Origin of the sequence: Acinetobacter sp. 742879 (assembly GCF_000588535.1) — a bacterium.
GTDB lineage: Bacteria > Pseudomonadota > Gammaproteobacteria > Pseudomonadales > Moraxellaceae > Acinetobacter > Acinetobacter pittii.
Genome location: NZ_JFYC01000004.1, coordinates 189,916 through 208,583 on the forward strand (window position 1 = coordinate 189,916; position 18,668 = coordinate 208,583).

19 protein-coding genes are annotated in these 18,668 nt (G+C 38.7%); 12 read left to right on the forward strand and 7 right to left on the reverse strand.

Annotated features, from left to right (window positions below; all coding sequences use genetic code 11):
• Positions 1 to 21: 21 nt before the first annotated feature.
• The 5 genes from tolQ to pal all read left to right on the forward strand — a co-directional run bounded on the left by tolQ (position 22) and on the right by pal (position 4,535).
• The gene (gene tolQ, locus J690_RS11750; RefSeq protein WP_016140259.1) at positions 22 to 720 is read left to right on the forward strand and encodes a protein TolQ; all 699 of its coding nucleotides are present in this window, start codon (positions 22 to 24) and stop codon (positions 718 to 720) included.
• Complete coding sequence (tolR, locus tag J690_RS11755; protein ID WP_005067772.1) at positions 720 to 1,172, forward strand: protein TolR; 453 nt, start codon at positions 720 to 722, stop codon at positions 1,170 to 1,172. Before tolQ ends, tolR begins: the two co-directional genes overlap by 1 nt.
• 3 nt (positions 1,173 to 1,175) lie before the next feature.
• Positions 1,176 to 2,573 carry a cell envelope integrity protein TolA gene (gene tolA / locus J690_RS11760; protein WP_032035975.1) on the forward strand — a complete coding sequence of 466 codons (1,398 nt, stop codon included), beginning with the start codon at positions 1,176 to 1,178 and terminating at the stop codon, positions 2,571 to 2,573.
• A gap of 93 nt (positions 2,574 to 2,666) precedes the next feature.
• On the forward strand, positions 2,667 to 3,947 hold the full coding sequence (tolB, locus tag J690_RS11765; protein ID WP_002118491.1) for a Tol-Pal system beta propeller repeat protein TolB: 1,281 nt from the start codon (positions 2,667 to 2,669) through the stop codon (positions 3,945 to 3,947).
• A gap of 27 nt (positions 3,948 to 3,974) precedes the next feature.
• Entirely contained in the window at positions 3,975 to 4,535 is a 561-nt protein-coding gene (gene pal / locus J690_RS11770; protein WP_002118513.1) for a peptidoglycan-associated lipoprotein Pal, read from the forward strand.
• A 49-nt stretch (positions 4,536 to 4,584) separates the two neighbouring features.
• Here the strand turns inward: pal and J690_RS11775 are convergent, their stop codons facing one another.
• Positions 4,585 to 4,770, reverse strand: a complete 186-nt coding sequence (locus tag J690_RS11775) for an NF038105 family protein (RefSeq protein ID WP_002118730.1) — start codon at positions 4,768 to 4,770, stop codon at positions 4,585 to 4,587.
• A 203-nt stretch (positions 4,771 to 4,973) separates the two neighbouring features.
• Between J690_RS11775 and J690_RS11780 the strand changes: the two genes are divergently transcribed.
• The 5 genes from J690_RS11780 (at position 4,974) to J690_RS11800 (ending at position 8,244) form a co-directional block, all read left to right on the forward strand.
• Positions 4,974 to 5,945 (forward strand): class 1 fructose-bisphosphatase, encoded by a 972-nt coding sequence (locus tag J690_RS11780; protein ID WP_002118934.1) that lies wholly within the window; start codon positions 4,974 to 4,976, stop codon positions 5,943 to 5,945.
• A gap of 59 nt (positions 5,946 to 6,004) precedes the next feature.
• The gene (locus tag J690_RS11785) at positions 6,005 to 6,781 is read left to right on the forward strand and encodes a TrmH family RNA methyltransferase (RefSeq protein ID WP_032035977.1); all 777 of its coding nucleotides are present in this window, start codon (positions 6,005 to 6,007) and stop codon (positions 6,779 to 6,781) included.
• Between the two features lie 159 nt (positions 6,782 to 6,940).
• A complete protein-coding gene (locus J690_RS11790) occupies positions 6,941 to 7,555 on the forward strand; it encodes an RNA polymerase sigma factor (RefSeq protein WP_032035980.1) in 615 nt (204 codons plus the stop codon).
• The gene (locus J690_RS11795) at positions 7,545 to 7,865 is read left to right on the forward strand and encodes a hypothetical protein (RefSeq protein WP_002118556.1); all 321 of its coding nucleotides are present in this window, start codon (positions 7,545 to 7,547) and stop codon (positions 7,863 to 7,865) included. The genes J690_RS11790 and J690_RS11795 overlap by 11 nt, the downstream gene beginning before the upstream one ends.
• Entirely contained in the window at positions 7,855 to 8,244 is a 390-nt protein-coding gene (locus J690_RS11800) for a DUF3106 domain-containing protein (protein WP_002118619.1), read from the forward strand. Before J690_RS11795 ends, J690_RS11800 begins: the two co-directional genes overlap by 11 nt.
• A 102-nt stretch (positions 8,245 to 8,346) precedes the next feature.
• On the opposite strand, the gene J690_RS11805 is transcribed toward J690_RS11800, so the two are convergent.
• From J690_RS11805 to cxpE, 4 genes are all read right to left on the reverse strand, one after another.
• Positions 8,347 to 10,782: a CSLREA domain-containing protein gene (locus tag J690_RS11805; RefSeq protein ID WP_032035983.1), complete on the reverse strand. Its 2,436-nt coding sequence runs from the start codon at positions 10,780 to 10,782 to the stop codon at positions 8,347 to 8,349.
• Between the two features lie 18 nt (positions 10,783 to 10,800).
• A complete protein-coding gene (gene rbtA / locus J690_RS11810; RefSeq protein WP_081405140.1) occupies positions 10,801 to 12,660 on the reverse strand; it encodes a rhombotarget A in 1,860 nt (619 codons plus the stop codon).
• Positions 12,661 to 12,991: 331 nt separating this feature from the next.
• Positions 12,992 to 13,690 (reverse strand): DnaA regulatory inactivator Hda, encoded by a 699-nt coding sequence (gene hda, locus J690_RS11815; protein ID WP_002118656.1) that lies wholly within the window; start codon positions 13,688 to 13,690, stop codon positions 12,992 to 12,994.
• Between the two features lie 20 nt (positions 13,691 to 13,710).
• Complete coding sequence (gene cxpE, locus J690_RS11820; RefSeq protein WP_032035987.1) at positions 13,711 to 14,904, reverse strand: chloramphenicol efflux transporter CxpE; 1,194 nt, start codon at positions 14,902 to 14,904, stop codon at positions 13,711 to 13,713.
• 135 nt (positions 14,905 to 15,039) lie between these two features.
• Between cxpE and purM the strand changes: the two genes are divergently transcribed.
• Both purM and purN read left to right on the forward strand, forming a co-directional pair.
• Positions 15,040 to 16,110, forward strand: coding sequence for a phosphoribosylformylglycinamidine cyclo-ligase (gene purM, locus J690_RS11825; RefSeq protein WP_032035990.1), 1,071 nt, complete (start codon positions 15,040 to 15,042; stop codon positions 16,108 to 16,110).
• Positions 16,107 to 16,736 carry a phosphoribosylglycinamide formyltransferase gene (gene purN / locus J690_RS11830; protein ID WP_032035993.1) on the forward strand — a complete coding sequence of 210 codons (630 nt, stop codon included), beginning with the start codon at positions 16,107 to 16,109 and terminating at the stop codon, positions 16,734 to 16,736. Before purM ends, purN begins: the two co-directional genes overlap by 4 nt.
• 75 nt (positions 16,737 to 16,811) lie before the next feature.
• Here the strand turns inward: purN and J690_RS11835 are convergent, their stop codons facing one another.
• Both J690_RS11835 and sppA read right to left on the reverse strand, forming a co-directional pair.
• A complete protein-coding gene (locus J690_RS11835) occupies positions 16,812 to 17,612 on the reverse strand; it encodes an alpha/beta fold hydrolase (RefSeq protein WP_032035994.1) in 801 nt (266 codons plus the stop codon).
• A gap of 23 nt (positions 17,613 to 17,635) precedes the next feature.
• A complete protein-coding gene (sppA, locus tag J690_RS11840) occupies positions 17,636 to 18,652 on the reverse strand; it encodes a signal peptide peptidase SppA (RefSeq protein WP_005067744.1) in 1,017 nt (338 codons plus the stop codon).
• Between the last annotated feature and the right edge of the window lie 16 nt (positions 18,653 to 18,668).

The following is an 18,668-nucleotide window of genomic DNA, read 5'->3' on the forward strand; positions in this document are numbered from 1 at the left end:
AACAACCGGCATATGTAACCTATGGCAACAAACATTGAATCAACCCTGCATATTTCTGACCTTATTTTACAAGCAAGTCCAGTCGTTCAGTTGGTCATGCTAATTTTATTGTTAGCATCGATCTTTAGTTGGTATCTGATTGCCAAGTTACATATGAGTTATAAAAAAGCACATCAAGACGATGAACATTTCCAAAAAATGTTCTGGTCTGGTGCTGAACTCAATACGCTTTATAACAATGCCCAACTCAACTCAAAGCGCTCTGGGCTTGAAGATATTTTTTATCAAGGGTTGAGCGAATTTTTTAAACTCAAAAAGCGTCAGGCTCCTGTTTCACAAACAATTGAAGGCACTGAACGTATTTTGCGTGTAGGTTTGAGTCGTGATCAGAGCCATTTAGAATACGGCTTAGGTACTTTAGCAAGTATCGGTTCTGTAGCACCGTACATCGGTCTATTCGGTACTGTTTGGGGTATTATGAATGCCTTTATCGGTTTAGCTGCGGTTGATCAGGTAACTCTAGCAACTGTTGCACCGGGTATTGCCGAAGCACTTATTGCAACTGCAATTGGTTTGTTTGCCGCAATTCCTGCTGTATTAGCTTTTAACCACTTCACTGCTAAAAGTGAAAGTGTTTATTCTGATCGCGCTTTATTTGCTGAAGAGATGATTGCTTTATTGCAACGTCAATCTGTGGGTTCATCACAGGAAGATGCATAATGGCAATTCAGCGTTCAGGGCGCTTTGAGCGCATAAAAAAACCATTAAAAAGTGATATGAACGTCGTACCTTATATTGACGTTATGCTCGTGCTTTTGGTTATTTTTATGGTAACCGCCCCTATGATTACCAGTGGTATCAAGGTCGATTTACCTCAAGCAAATAACCATCCAATCGAATCAAAAGATATGCCAGCCATGGTAACAATTGGCAAAGATGGCAATATTTATCTTCAGTATGAAGATTACAAAGATAATGAACCATTATCTCGTGAAAAGCTTGAAGAAGTTTTAAGCGATGCTCAAAAACAAGCTGAACAAGAAAATAAACAACTCACAGTTTTAGTCAATGGTGATAAGTCTCGTCCTTATGGGGAAGTCGTATCATTGATGGCGAGTTTACAAGAAGCAGGTTTAACTCAAGTTGGCCTTCTGACAGAGCCTTTAAAATAAGCTATGAACAAAAATCAAAAGCCGCCCTTTAAACAAAATGCGATTGCATTGAGCTTTACACTCGGAGTTCATGCAATTGCCATTGTTGGCTTGCTTTTTTTAGGCTTGAGTAAACCACCTGAACAGCCAAAAAAGCTAACAACTATTTTAGTTAAGCCAGAAGATTTGCCTCCTCCTTTAGCAAAAGAAGTTGAACAAGAGACTACAGCTACCAATGAAGCAAAAGAGGTATTAACCCCTATTGTGGATGAAACGCTTCCTCAAAATCTTCCGACTACGCCTCCTCCTCCAACAGCTCAACAACTTGCTGCCCAACAGCAAAAGGCCGAACAGGCACAACAAGCTAAGTTAGCTGAGCAAAAACGTAAAGCTGAAGAAGCTGCAAAAATGAAACAAGCAGCGGAACAGCAACGTAAAGAGGAAATACAAAAACAGCAGGCTGAAGCTAAAGCAAAATCAGAAGCCGAACAAAAGCGTAAGGCCGAACAAACGGCAAAAGCTCAAGCAGATGCCAAAGCTAAGCAAGAGCAAAGTGAAGCTCGTAAAGCTGCTGAAGACGCTAAACGTAAAGCTGAGGCTGATGCAAAATTAAAACGTGAAGCTCAAAAGGCCGAGAATGCTAAGCTTCAGGCACAACAAGAAGCTAAGCGAAAAGCTGAAGCAGATGCTAAAGCCAAGCAACAAAAAGCTAATGACGATGCTAAACGTAAAGCTGAAGCTGATGCAAAAGCCAAGCAGCAAAAAGCTGCCGATGACGCTAAACGCAAAGCTGAAGCTGCTGCTAAAGCTAAGCAGCAAAAGTCTGCTGATGATGCTAAACGTAAAGCGGAAGCCGATGCGAAAGCTAAACAGCAAAAAGCTGATGATGCTAAACGCAAAGCTGAAGCAGATGCAAAAGCTAAACAACAAAAAGCTACTGACGATGCTAAACGTAAAGCAGAGGCCGATGCGAAAGCTAAGCAACAAAAAGCTGACGATGCTAAACGCAAAGCTGAGGCTGATGCTAAAGCCAAGCAAAAAGCTGCTGACGATGCTAAGCGTAAAGCTGAAGCAGAGGCCGAAGCCAAAGCTGCATCTGCTCAAAAAGCACAAGAAGAAGCAGCTCAAAAGAAAGCTGAAGCTAAAAAAGTTGCTTCTTCAGCTAGACGCGATTTTGAACAAAAAATTCGACGCTCTTGGGATGTTCCAACTGGTAGTAGCGGTAAAACAGTTGGTGTTCGCTTTACCCTCTCCGATTCGGGAAGCGTTAACTCTATTGTGATCACACGTTCAAGTGGTGATGATGCCTTAGACGCAAGTATTAAAGCTGCAATTCAAGCCGCAGCGCCCTATCCTATGCCATCAGATCCAGATGCAAGACGTGAAGCAAGAAGTGTTAGCTCTACATTTAGAGCGCAATAATTTTGAAAGAGTTACATGCTTTAAATAGTTTAAGGCATGTAACTATGCTACAAAATCAACAGTCACAAAAATACCTGCTATGACTTTAAACTTATGAATACGAGCCGCAAACACCTGCTATCTTTAGCACTGATCACAGCCTTAAGCCCTATTGCTTCTACCACTGCTTTTGCCCAGTTATATCTGGAAATTGCCAAAGCACCAGATCAGGCACCCAAAATTGCTATTGTCCCGTTTACCAACGACAATGGGCTCTATCCTATTGTTGAAACAGACTTAAACCGTTCTGGGCGCTTTACAAGCTCATCTAAAAACTTACCTGCCAATGCTGCAATTAATCAGATTCAAGCTTCTGACTGGCAAGCCGCAGGTATACCATATGTAGTTACGGGTCAAATTAAACAAACAGCGACAGGTTTTGAAGTTCACTACCAACTTTATGATGTACAAAAGCAACAATACATTTTAAATGAACTTTTAAATGTACCAGCTGCTCGCATACGTCAGGCTGGCCATATGGTAAGTGATGCTATTTATCAAGCGCTTACTGGTATTCCAGGTGACTTTAGCGGCCGTATTGCATATGTCCTAAGAAACCCTGCAACACCTGCCGAGCGTTATACACTACAAATTGCAGATACGGATGGTGAACAACCAAAGACTGTTTTATCGTCTCGTGACCCGATTTTGTCTCCAGCATGGACACCGGATGCTAAAAAAATTGCTTATGTTTCTTTTGAAACTAAACGTCCAGCAATTTATTTACAGGATTTATCAACTGGAACACGTGAAGTTCTTACTAGTTTCAGAGGCTTAAACGGCGCACCAAGTTTCTCACCCGATGGCCAATCAATGCTGTTTACAGCATCTATGAATGGCAACCCTGAAATCTATCAAATGGATTTATCAACTCGCCAAGTCAAACGCATGACAAATGACTCGGCAATTGATACCGAAGCACGTTATACACCAGATGGAAAATCCTTTATTTTCACTTCTGACCGTGGTGGCTCTGCCCAAATTTATCGTTACACCTTTGCTGATGGCTCAGTAAAGCGTTTGACATTTAAAGGGTCATTTAATGCACGTGGAACTCTGAGTGCAGATGGCAAAAAGATTGCACTTGTTCATCGCCCAAGTGGCAGCAGTTATAAAGTTGCAATTCAAGACATTAATACTGGCATCACCAATATTCTTACCCCAACTAGTTTAGATGAATCACCAAGTTTCTCACCAAATGGGCAAATGGTGGTCTACGCAACTCGTGAAGGCAACCGTGGCTTGTTGTCTATTATGTCTACTGATGGACGTTTCCGTATGAATTTACCAAGCGAACAAGGTGAAGTACGTGAACCAGCCTGGGCACCAAAATAACTTTTAATTCCATTGACGGAGATGATCATGAAATCAATTAAATATTTAGCTCTACCCTTTCTTAGCGTAGCACTCGTAATGACAGGCTGTGCTAGCCGTAAACCTGCAGCGACGACCACGACTGGTACAAATCCAAGCACGGTAAACACTTCTGGTTTAAGTGAAGATGCTGCATTAAATGCTCAAAATTTGGCAGGTGCTTCATCTAAAGGGGTAACTGAGGCAAATAAAGCGGCTTTGGCTAAACGCGTTGTTCACTTTGATTATGACAGCAGCGATTTATCTACTGAAGACTACCAAACACTTCAAGCTCATGCTCAGTTCCTTATCGCAAATGCAAATTCAAAAGTTGCATTAACTGGTCATACAGATGAACGTGGTACACGTGAATACAATATGGCTTTAGGTGAACGTCGTGCTAAAGCTGTACAAAGCTATTTAATTACCAATGGTGTAAACCCGCAGCAACTTGAAGCTGTAAGTTATGGTAAAGAAGCTCCTGTTAATGCGGGACATGATGAATCAGCGTGGAAAGAAAATCGCCGCGTTGAAATTAATTATGAAGCAGTCCCTCCTTTATTAAAATAAGGGATATGCATAAAAAAACGCTCATAATAATATGAGCGTTTTTTATTACTCAAGAAGATTTCTTTTCTTCTTCAGGATGTTGCATGGACTCAATCAAATCATGCTTATTAAAATCTTTATATTCAGGTTTTGCCTCATAATCTTTCCAAGCTTCCTGAACATTTTCTTTCGAAATTTCATCTAGATTGATTGGTTCACCTGCCGTGGGGGTCGCATCAAACTTCTTTGTTGTCATTTCGATTCTCCTAAAAATATACAATCCTTTGTAATGCAATCAACATACGTAATGCAATCAACATACCATTTTAATTGGGGCTTGTAAGCATAAATCCAACACAAATAAAGTAAGATAATTTTTATTTTGTGACATTCTCATCTAGAATATGCCACGTATTTATCTGACTCATTTTGATGCTTGAAGCACAGGAGCGTTTTTTTATGTCCAACCTCACTTTGTCCCAATTTTTACAACAACAAAAAGGGAATCTAACACCTGAGTTGGCTCAAGTCATCGATACTATTGCCACGACCTGTAAAACAATCGATCAAGCATTACAAAAAGGTGCTCTGGCTGGTATTTTAGGTAGTGCTGGCAATGAAAATGTTCAGGGTGAAACACAGAAAAAACTTGATGTGATTTCGAATGACTATTTAATTGATGCTTTAAAAGTACACCCGCACGTAGGCGGTCTCGCTTCTGAAGAGCTTGATGAGTTCACACCTGCACAAGAAAATGGTAAATACCTCGTTTTATTTGATCCATTAGATGGCTCAAGCAATATCGATATCAATATGTGTGTAGGTACGATTTTCTCTATTTTGCCTGCAAAAAATGCAGTAACACAAGCAAACGATTTCATGCAAGCTGGCACACAGCAAGTTGCTGCTGGTTATGTACTTTATGGCCCATCAACTATGATGGCTTTAACTGTAGGAAATGGCGTAGCATTCTTTACTTTAGATCCAGAAACTCAAACCTTCTTGCTTACTAATGAGAATGTCCAAGTTCCAGCAGACACTCAAGAATTCGCTATTAATGCATCTAACCAGCGTCATTGGGAACAACCAGTAAAACAATATATTGATGAATTACTCGCAGGCAAGACATCTGTTCGTGAAAAAGATTTCAATATGCGCTGGGTAGCATGTATGGTGGGTGATATTCACCGTATTTTATGTCGTAGTGGTATTTTCCTTTACCCATACGACTTAAAAGATCCGAAAAAAGCTGGTCGTTTACGTTTAATGTATGAAGCGAACCCAATGAGTATGCTCATTGAACAAGCAGGCGGTGCATCAACTACTGGCCGTGTACGCATTCTAGAGATTGAACCTACAGAACTTCACCAACGTGTACCTGTAATCATTGGTTCTAAAAATGAAGTTGAACGCGTAACAAGCTACCACTAATAATTTTAATTACTTAGGGCATCATAGTATGATGGTGCCCTTTTGTTGGATATTTTCTTATGGCGGTTATTTTTTTAGAATCAAAAGACAATGCAAAAATTAAACATTTGCGTGGATTAATCGAACTCAGTAACGCCCGAAAAAAGCACCAACAAACTGTTCTTGAAGGCACACATCTTTGTTTGGCGTGGTTACAACAGCAAAAAAAGTTTTTTTCTTTATTTACGACAGAACAAGCATTAGAACACGAAGATTTAAAGAAAATAATTGAACTGCATCAAGGCCATATCTTTGTTATTAGTGAAGTTTTATATAGAGATTTGAGCACATTAGGTACAAGCTTACCTTGTTTAGCGATTATTGATTTACCTAAAACTGCATCAACCATCGACTACAATGTAGACACCTTAATTCTAGAAAATATTCAAGATCCGGGTAACGTAGGTACACTTCTACGTTCAGCAGCAGCAGCAAATATTAAACAAATCATTTGCACACAAGGCTCTGCATCACTTTGGTCACCACGAGTTTTAAGAGCAGGTATGGGCGCTCATTTTAGCTTACATTGTTTTGAAAACTTCCAGCTGACAGATATCCTTCCAAAATTTCAAATCCCTGTTTTTGTTACTAGCTCTCATCGCTCAACCAGTCTTTACTCAAAAGACCTTTCTAAACCATGTGTATGGATTTTAGGAAATGAAGGTCAAGGTGCAAGCGATTACGCGTTAGATCACGCACAATCAGTGACTATTCCTCAACCAGGTGGACAAGAGTCATTAAACGTGGCAATTGCAGGATCTATTTGTTTTTTTGAGATGGTCCGCCAACGCCAATAAAACGTTAATTTATTTTACATCGCACATATTTGTGAAAAAAATCAATTACACTAGTAAAAAATAACCGATTGTTGTCAACCTCCCACCTCTTTTCAACGTTATATAAGAGATATATTGAAGATAAGGTGGGCATGTCCAATGACAGGATTTTCCATCTCCATGGATTTAGCACCGAAAAAGTCTCGATCGGAAACATCTAGTGTTCATGTCAGCACGGCTGAGCAACGCCTGAAAGTTTTCATGCAAGATGTCACTGGTCGTGCTTTGGTGATGATGGAGAGTGCTACCCAAGGTCAACAAGGTATTGCGATGGATTTGGTTCAAGAAGCATTTATTGCTTTACACAAATCTTACGCCGATAAAAGTACTGAAGAATGGTATCCCCTCTTTTACACTATTTTGAATAACAAACTTCAGGATTGGCGCCGCAAAGAGTCTCGTAGAGCAAACCCATTTTCATTCTTCAAAAAAGTTAGTCTGGATAATGACGACGACGAAGTTATCGATGTAGTTGATGAAAAAGCTATTAATCCTGCAGATTTTCTCGATCAAGCGGTAACCATAGAGGAAATTCGGGAAGCAATTGAAAAACTACCTGTTCGTCAACAACAGGCATTTATGTTACGTGCGTGGGAAGGGTTTGACACCCATACAACAGCTCAGATCATGAACTGTACCGAAGGTAGTGTGAAAACCCATTATCACCGAGCAATTCAGGGACTTAGAGAATACTTGGCACATTTAAATCCCTTGGGAGGTTCTGATGAATCATGATGATTTCACTAAAAAGGTGACATCCAAACTTGATAGTTTGGCAGATCACCATAAAAATAAAACAGTGGTCATGAATCATGTGCTTGACCATATTCAACAAAAACCAGCCTCTTATTATAGTGTCTGGAAAATGACTGGTTTCGCACTTGCCGCAGCAATTACAGGTTTTGTGATTCTGCCTAACTCAGTCGAAATTGTGGATAAGCCACAAAATCAAGTGATCGTAAATCCTAAATTATCTCCACAAATGGTGGAAGATTTAGAGATGTTAATGGTGTTGGGTGAGGATAAAGTACAACATGGCAGCTAAAAAATTAGCGCTTATCCTGTGTTCATTAAGTTTCTTGCAAACAAGTTTTGCAGGTTTTGAACGCTTTTGGATTTTTTCTAAAGATGCCAATGCACAAGTCGATGACACATGGGATGCTCTTTCTGAAGAAGAGCAACGTGCAGTCATTAAACGTTACCAGAGTTTAAAAGAGCTACCAGCGAATCAAAGCACCAACTTACAGCAACGTATGGACTGGTTTACTCAACTTCCTGAAGCTGAAAAACAAAAAATGCGTGAAGCATGGCAAAAAATGAGTACGCAAGAGCGAAAAGACTTACGTGAGCGGATGCTTAAAGCGAATGGTGAAGAAAGAACAGCAATTCGTGAAGAATACATGAACAAGTATTTAGAACACTAAGTTCTTATTTGGCTATCAAAGATAAGGCATCTAATCACTTAATTATTTTGATTTTATTTCTTATAAAAAGCCTCCAATTGGAGGCTTTTTTATTCTTTAATTTTATTTACGGTAGCGTCTATAAGCTGCTAAACCAAGTAAAGAGGCTAAAGATAAAATTCCGAAGCTACCACCGCCGCCTCCACCACGTGTATCATCTGTAGTAGTAGCGGTACTTACAAGGTTAATTGTGCCAGCTTTAGGTGAAATTTTCCCATCAGCATCATAAACGTTATAACTTAATGAGTCATTAAAAGTATTAAATACGTTATTTGCCTGAATATAGATATTTCCGCCATAACAAATTTTATCCTTATCATCTTTCGGACATGGGCCTTCTCGATCAGCCTTAATTACTTTAAAAATACCATCTTTCGATGTTTTGCTTGGTAAATAAATAGGTAACTCTACACCGTCTCCATTTACCCAAAATTGTGATTTAGGCTTTAAAAGCGTATTTATAGGACCATCACCATCATCGTTAGCATATTTAAGTAAATTCAATGGAATAATTTCATTTGCAAGATATTTAAAGGTAATTGTCCCATCGCCAGAAACTGGTTCTATATTATTAAAACGAGCTTTTATCAGACCGCTTGAGCTTAATTTATTATCAGCTGTTGTAATTGTATATTTGCAATAAGCATATGTACCAGCTTGAGTCACCGTATCGTCTTTGCGATAAAAAACAATTTGCTGTAAAGCGTTATTCCACTCACAGAATACCTTGTCTTTGTCAGATAGATCTTTAACTTGTTGAGCATCATATTTATCATCAAGTGATCCAATACCTAATGGCTCAGTTGTCATACGATAGTCAGTTGGGTTAAAGAACTTCAGCACATGATTAGCGTCTTCAGTCGGTAAAGGTAAATCATAATTCTTTAAATCAAGATAAATTGCGCGATATTTAAGATTTGCCTTAGTTGTATCAATTAGATTCTTAAACTCCGCTAAACGTACTTTATAGTAAGTAATAAAGTTAGAAGGTGTCTTAGGGTCTTTAATATAATTATCAAATAAATCATAATTTTGTTGATAAGTATCAATTAAAGTCGTTAATGAAATATTACTAACATCCTCTAAATCACCTGCAGTGAGCTTCATTAACTCAACAGAGCCAATATCACAACTATTACGACTTTCTGGCTGATAATATGAGGTAATATCTGCCAAACGATTTAAACCACGTTGGTCAATTGTGGCACAACTTCCTTTACTATCTTGATCAACGTCAATTAAATCTGTGCTAGAAGAAATATTTTTTGGATAGTAAATAGGTAAAAAGCCTGTATAAGCTGTTGCTGGTTCTACTAAAGGACTTAGCAGATTACTAAAAGATTGTGTACTTATATCAATATTCGTATGGCCATCTGGTAAAGACTCTTTTGGTATATCACATTTTGCTGTTGCTGATGTCCAGTCAAGTGCATTGAAATCTAGCGTTAGACCTACACTCTTTTGCTCTGCTGCCGCACCTAAAAGATATTTACAGGCATAACTTCCGGTATTATAAGCCAATACGTTAAAACTTAGCTTTTTTGCGCCCAATTTATCGTAGAGGAAAGTACTATTCGCGTTGTTTTCAACAATTGTATTATTTAAAAGTACTAAACTACTGCTTGAACTTAAAATACTTGATGTATTGGCTGGATTATTGGTATCACCAGTAAACTTAATAATACTGCCGCTAGTACTATTCGCTATATTTTTTGCAATGGTATTAACCGATAATGTCGCAGTAGGTTTACCACAGAACTCAAATGTACTTGTTGAAGCTGTATTACCATTATTCACAATACTATTTGATGTAAGGGTGATGGTACGTGGTGCATAGACAGTGTCACTAAAACACCCCATTGATAAAACACTACCTTGTGTTGCGTTATTACCTTTAAGTAATGAATGATTTACTGACAAAGTAATATTAGGTGAAGCTAAATAAATTGCTCCACCGTTTGTTGCTTGAGATGATAAAATCTGACTATTTTGCAAAGCGATATCAGCACCAGCATAAATCGCGCCACCCTGGCCAGTTGTAACGCCATTTTCAAGAATTACATTATTTAAGGTCAAGGGCTGTTTATAGGTAGTAGTATTGAAAATGCGTGATTTACCTTGAGCATTAATACGTGTTTGTAAGTCAAGTTGTGCAGGATAATCATTGGTTAATACGCTTTTTTTCTGCCAATCTACGGGATCAGCACCAAAAATAGCAATATTAGCATTTGGAACTAATTCCTTATTTAGAGTGTACATTCCTGCTTTAAGCTGAATCGATTTTTGAGTAGTTTCGCGTGTATCAATAACAGTACATCCACCATACGATTTACGCAACTCAGCTGTTTTTATCGCTTCACGTAATGAGCAGGCGTTAGTATTGTCGCCATCTTCATCATCAAAAGTTGTAACATCAATTCTTCCAGTCGTTGTATCTGCAAATAATGGCATCGCAGCAATCACAGCTAATGCTAATAAAGCCTTTTTATAATTTTTCATAGCCTTTATCATCCTTGATTATGACTTTAAACGTCTTAAAGCAATTAAACCAAATAGACCTAAAACTAAACCACCACCTACACTTCCCCCGCCACCCGTGCTTACAGATTTATCTTCAATACCTGATGGTGGATCTTGCACGATTTGAACTGGAACAGTTAGATAAACATCCGCAGCATCATTAAAACGTGTGGTAGTAGTAACGACTAATAGATTAAATACATCTGCTCCATGCCAGTTCCCATTTGGAACATAAGTTAAATTTCCCTGAGCATCAATGGATAAAGTCCCTTTAGATGGTGTACTGGTTTGAACAATCTTCATACACCCAGACTGCCAGGCTTGACCATCTGTTCTTTTTCCAAACATTTTTTCACATGTTTGTGGAGAAACTAACTCTCCATCACCTACAACATCGGCGATATTAAATTTGGCAATTTCTCCATACTTAATATCTTGACCATGTGTACTGATATCATCGCGGTTGATAATTAATTCAATTGCACCTAAATCACATAACTCGTCATAACCACTTCGATTCTTTCCACGTTGATCTTGCTTTTCACAACTCGCCAAACCGACAGAAGTTCCATCGCTATATAAACGACCTTTGTTAATTAACAATGATTGCGAAAGACTAGTATATTTATCCAAAACTCGAGGTTTAAAGAATCCTAAAAAACTATCACTCGGTGTTGAATACGGACATAACAAACCATCTGCTGGTGGAACATCACAGGTTCCTTCATCTGCATTTCCAGCAATTAGTTTTTCACTTGCAGGGTATAGAATATTTGGTAACTCTGCAGAAGCATTACGGTTACATTCCGTTGTTACTAAATTACTCTGCACAATCGTTTTATCTATTGTAGATACCTTACAGTTTGTCGTATTACCTACTAAAATACTATTAGAGACAGATGCTTTTCCTTGTGGAGCATCAAAATACAAGCCTCCCACATTTTTAATCATAGTAATATTATTGATCACCATTCCATCACGGACATTGGCGATAAAACTACCCTTATTATGAAAAATCGTACTATTACTTAAACCAATAATACGAGAGGTTAAATATCCGCCCGTACTTTCATCTGCAAATTTAGTTTCAGCATGAAATAATGCACCATCTACAGCAGTTACTTCATTATCACGCACTACAGAGCGAGTAATATAGTAAAGTGGCATATCACTATATAAAACGCCTCCCTGACTCGCTTTATTATTCTGAATCAAGCTATTAGTGATCGTTACCGAACCCGCTGTTTTTGTAGTATTTGATAAATTACCAGCGTTATAAATTGCTCCACCATTTGTTGCATATCCATCCATTAAACGAGAATTTTGAATAACCAATTGTTCATGGTTATAAATCAATCCACCGTTACCTTGAGGTATTACACTCTTTAGGCCAGCACCCTTTAAATTGACATCGATAAATGAAACTGTAAAAGAGGCTTTTTCAACGCTACCATCATCAATACGAAATAATTGATCCGTACCTATCATTTTAATCGTTGCATTATGTGAATTGGGTGCACCTTCCTCAATCAGAGTAGAATCATTTTTTGCTGTGCTAATAGCTACGGGAATGGTAATTACTATACTTTTACTTAGAGTATATTCTTTATCACGCTGTAAAATAATATTTGAAGAAGCATCTTTATTTCCGCAACCATTATAACCGTTTGCATATTTTTCAACTTCAGCAGCATTAGAAGATGCACGATATTTTAGAAATTGTATTGCTTCACGTAATGAACAGACCGTGTTATCGACGTCTTCATCAGTTGTAGTTGTGACTTGAATATCGGCAGAATAAGCGTGTCCAGCAGCAGCCAATAAAGCAAAAGCAATGCTCCGTTTGAGCATACCCATCTCCTTACATCTTTTTTCATTTTTCTTTGTCAATATTGCAAAATTTCCGCTTTTGCAATCGCATCCTTTGTGCGTACTTTGTCACAGGAAGTAGAATTTCTCAAGACATTTTGGTCGGTCTGTAGAGTCATTTTTGAGCTAGATTACAAAAAGCTTCGTAGACCTAAAAAAGTTTTTTAAATACAAAAAATTGGCGTATTAAAAAATTAAAAGAGAATTTATAAGTTATAAATATAGCTTTTCAGAAATAAAAAAAACTTATGTAGGGAAAGCCATTTTTTAAATTGTATGAGTTTAATTTAAGCAAAACAGCAAATTTAAGCTAGAAACTCTACTGTTGATACTCATCAATCAAAGCATAAATTTGTCTTAAAGTCGCATTAGAAAGTTTTGTTTTTTCACCTTTGAGTAGTTTTTCTAACTGAGCAACAGTTTGCAGTAAAAGAGATGCTTGGTGAGGACCATGTAATAATAAGTAATCAACAATTTGTTGATCAAAGTGGATACCACGTCTAGCCATTACAGATGTCACCAAGGCATAGCGGTCTGCATATAAACTTCCACTCGGCACTTTTACACTAACGGCCTGTGTAAGTCGTGACTGTAAGTCTGGCAATTCAAGCTTTAATTCAATCGGTGCTACACGCGAAGAAAATACCAGTTGTCCTTCATGATTATTCATTAAATGAAAAACAGCTTTTTGCCAGTGAGGCACACCACTAATCGATTCAATATCATCCAAAGCAACAAGATCATAATGTTCTAAAGACGTAATTGCCTCAATAGGTGCATCAAGAAGTTCGAGCAAAGATACTTTAATAGCAGATTTGCCTATTTCTAAATAAGAATCACAAATTGCAGAAAGTAAATGACTCTTCCCCGTCCCCGCTCCACCGTAAATATAGAACCTACTCACTAGACCAGCATGTAGTTGACGCACAGCATCGACTACATGCCCCCAACCCGGTCCCGAAAAATCACTGATTCGGGCATCAAGTTGAGGTTCTATATCCAGTTGGAGTTGACGCATATATTGAATTAACCTTGAAATTATTTCTGGTTAGGAGATTTTAGTTCATCTGTATCTTGCTGTGTTTTAACTTCAAGATCAAGCTTAGTACTTTCAGTTTGTACATGAATTTGCTCAATATCGCCATGTTGGATCACTAATGTAGATGGTGGAGCATAAAGTGAGCTTCTTTCGTAATTCTCTCTTAAATGCTTCAACAACACTACAATAACCGCAGCAACAGGCAATGCAATTAACATTCCCAAGAAGCCTGCAAGTTGTGCCCCTGCCAATACTGCAAAAACAACTGCTACAGGAGATAAGCCAATTTTATCACCCAGTAGGAATGGCTGTAGGATATAGCCTTCTACCGCTTGACCAATCATAAAGACGATACCAACCAGTAATAGATGCATCCAATCCAAGCCAAACTGGAACAGACTGGCAATAACAGCGGCAATAATACCTACGGCAAATCCTAAATAAGGAATAATACTAGAAAGCCCTGCCACCATACCAATAATCAGGCCAACTTCCAAACCGATGAGTTGTAAACCAACTGCATATACTACGCCAAGCAATAGCATGACCAGAAACTGACCTTTAACAAATGCCCCTAAAACGCTATGGCATTCACCAACGATCTGTAAAGTAGTTGCTTCATATGGACGCGGAATGAGACGACGTAAGTTTTGTAACATACGTTCCCAGTCAAGCAAGAAATAGAAAGCAATAATTGGAATTAAAACCACTGTTCCACCAATCTGAATAAAATTCAAACCAGATTGAGCCAGTTTTAATAACACTGCCTGAATGCTGTCTGCGCTATAGTTTGTTTGGACATATTCCATGACAGCTTTAGACAACTGCTCTGTGTCAATTTCCATTTGCTGGACATTAAATGTCGAAGACACCCAAGGTAAAAAGGTAGCGTTAATCCAGTGAATACCTGCTGGAATACTATCTCGGGCATAAACTAATTGTTTCCAAATCAGTGGAACTAAATACCAGAGTGCAATAGTTAAGGTTACACCTATTCCAACAAATACCACGCTAATTGCTAACCAGCGAGGCAATTTCATTTTTACCAGCACATCAACAAGTGGACTGAATAAATAAGCCAGGAAAAAAGCACCGATAAAAGGAATGACTACAGGCTTGAGTAAGTACAATACCCATACCAGCAATACAATACCTGCGAGTAAAAAAATACGGCGCAGTATACGATCTTGCATAAAATCTAGCCTTTTTTGATTTAATCGTTATAAATGAAAAAATATTTTTATTAAAGATAGCATTTTCGAGCATAAATAACATAAGAGTTTCGTATATTCAGGTTATAATCTGCCGCCAATGCGGAGACTTCATTTATGAGCAACTCAACTTCTACCCCAAATACCGGTTTAAGCTACAAAGATGCGGGTGTCGACATTGAAGCGGGCGACGCACTGGTCGATCGTATCAAGTCAGTCGCTAAACGTACAAGTCGTCCTGAAGTAATGGGCGGGCTTGGTGGCTTTGGTGCACTATGCAAAATTCCTAAAGGTTATGAAGAGCCTGTTTTAGTTTCTGGAACCGATGGTGTAGGAACTAAATTACGTTTGGCCCTTAATCTCAATCGTCATGACACAATCGGCCAAGACCTTGTGGCTATGTGCGTAAACGACCTTTTAGTTTGTGGCGCAGAACCATTATTCTTCCTTGATTATTACGCGACTGGTCACTTAAATGTTGACGTTGCTGCAAATGTTGTTACTGGTATTGGTAAAGGTTGTGAGCTTGCAGGTTGCGCACTTGTAGGTGGTGAAACCGCGGAAATGCCAGGCATGTACGAAGGCGAAGATTACGACCTTGCTGGTTTTGCCGTTGGTGTTGTTGAGCAAAGCAAAATTATTGATGGCTCTAAAGTAAAGTCTGGTGACGTACTTATCGGTGTTGCATCAAGTGGTGCTCACTCGAATGGTTACTCATTACTACGTAAAATTTTAGACGTTAAAAACGTTGATTTAACTCAAACGATTGATGGTCGCCCGCTTGCTGATGTAGCAATGGAACCAACTCGTATTTATGTAAAACCAGTTCTTGAACTCTGCAAACAAGTTGATGTTCATGCTATGGCGCACATTACTGGTGGTGGTTTACCAGGTAACTTACCTCGTGTATTGCCAAATGGTGCTCAAGCGGTTATTGATGAATCTTCTTGGGAATGGCCTGAATTGTTCCAACTTCTACAACGCGAAGGCAATGTAGAACGCTTTGAAATGTACCGTACATTTAACTGTGGTGTAGGTATGGTTATTGCTGTTGATGCAAATGATGCTGAAAAAACAATTGAAGTACTTAATGCTCAAGGCGAAAAAGCTTGGAAAATTGGACATATCCAAGAAAATTCTGAGTCAGTGGAAGGTGCAGACGAAAAAATTCGTGTGATCTTTGCATGATAAAAATTGCTGTTCTAGTCTCTGGGAATGGCAGTAATTTACAGGCCTTGATAGATGCAAATCTATCAGGGCAAATTGTAGGTGTACTGTCTAATAAAGCAAATGCTTATGCCCTAGAGCGTGCTCAAAAAGCCAATATTGCTACGGCGGTTATCTCCCATAAAGACTTTCCAACGCGCGAAGTTTTTGATGAGGCAATGCATCAGCAACTCTTAGCTTGGGAAGTAGATGTAGTTATTTTAGCTGGCTTCATGCGTATCTTAACACCAACCTTTGTCAACAAATGGCAAGGGAAAATGCTGAATATACATCCCTCGCTTCTTCCAGCTTACAAAGGTGTGAATACTCATCAACGTGTTTTAAACACAGGTGATCGTTTACATGGTTGTACCGTACACTTTGTAACTGCTGAACTGGATTCTGGTCAATCTATTGCCCAATCAGCTATATCAGTTAAAGAACATGATACTGTCGCTTCGTTAGCAGATCGAGTGCACACACTTGAGCACTTTATCTACCCACAAGTTGCCGAGTGGTTGTGTAACGGTCAACTTACATGGAAAGATGGGCAAGCCTATTTCCGTAATCAAGTTCTAAAAGACCCTATTCGTTTTGCAAGTTGGTAAAGTATTTTACTAACAAACAAAAATAAAAAAGGACATGCTGGCATGTCCTTTTTTATAAGCTTTAAATTAATTTAATTAATGATGAATCAATTTCTTTATAGAATTTACTGTATCAATAGGATGCTCTAGAGGGAACATATGACCCCCTTCAACCACAGTAAATGGGATTCCCATTTTTCGCTTTGCCATTTGAGGAAAGCCTCTTTTTAAGAAATCACTTGCTTTACCCACAACTAAATGCACAGGCATCTTAGGTTTTGGCATAGGCAGCCACCACCAAGAAGGATTTTTACGGAAAATTGCAACTTCATCTTCACGAGAAATCGTTAAAGTTACTCCACCGCGAATCGAATCTTCTTTCAAAGCATAATCAATATAAGCCTGAAAACAATCTTCATCAAAATCTTTATAAAATCCTTTAGGACGAAGTAACTCAGCCGCCTGCTCTCTGGATTCCCAATGTTCACGGCGACGTGCAGATAAGCCCGCCGGTGTCATCGCATCAACCAATTTAGGGCGAAATAACTTTGCCATATGAAAAGCAAACGAATATCGCCCTAAAATAAGAGGCGGATCTAACATAATGACTTGAGAAAACAGTTCAGGACGTCGAAAAGATGCCATCAATGTTAAAACCGAACCAAGAGAATGGCCTAATCCGATGACTTTACGTCCTTTCGCCTGACGCACAATACTATCAATAACTTGATCAACCAAAGCAGGCCAATGGTTAGTCACAGGATAACGTTTGTCAGGACCAATGAGTGGAACATAAATTACGTCATACTCATCTTTTAATTGATCAAACAATTTTTGATACACCATAGATGGCACACCATTAGCATGCGCAAAGTGTATAACCGGTTTTACTGACATACCGTTATCCTAAAAATACAGATTCATTGTAATTTTGCGCTTTGACTAGTCTGCACCTCTTGAGCAATAGATTCACTTACTCCTTGCCCGATTTGTGCCCCCATACGACCCAAAATGGATTGTAGTGGGTTACGCTCAATTGTGTAGTCAACTTTATTATCAAGGTTTAGTTCACGCATCAAGCTCGTAATATTACCTGAACGGTCAGCAACACCTAATTGAATTGCTTGTTCACCCGTCCAGAATAAACCAGAAAAAATAGCTGGATCATTCGATTTCAAACGCTTTCCACGCCCTTCTTTCACTGCGGTAATAAAGTGAGTATGAACATTATCAAGAACAGATTGAATATGTTGCTTTTGAGCAGGATCAATCGGTTTTGTCATACTTAAAATGTCTTTATTCGTTCCGGCAGTTAAAGTGCGGTCTTCAATGCCGAGCTTCTGAGCTAAACCAGTAATACCATAGTTAGGCATGATCACACCAATTGAGCCCACTAAACTTGATGGATTGACAATAATCTCATCCGCAGCAGAAGCAATATAATAAGCACCCGATGCCCCCATATCACCAATAACGGCATAAACTTTCTTATCTGGGTGCTGTTTTTTCAAATAACGAATTTCCTGCCAGATTTCATCAGACTGAACTGGAGAACCGCCAGGTGAGTTAATGTTAAGTGCAACAGCCTTACTATTTGAGGCTTCAAAAGCACGTTTAAGCGCTTTATTCGTATCTTCACTATTTACCGCTTGATTACTCGAAGCATCAATTGTTCCAATAATATCCACCACTGCCAAATGAGCACTACTGCTACTTACAGCAGAGCCTTCTTTGCTGGTTGAACAGCCTTTACCCATGAGTACAATAATGAATAGTAAATAAATAAAAGTTAATGTTTTAAAGAAGATACCCCAACGACGACTACGGCGTTGCTCTTCTACTGAAGCGAGTACAGCCTTCTCAAGAATTTGCCATTCTGGTCCATTTTGTTTAGGGATTATAGGTTCATTTTGTGGTTTTGGTGGCCAATCGGACATAAAATTCCAATCCAAA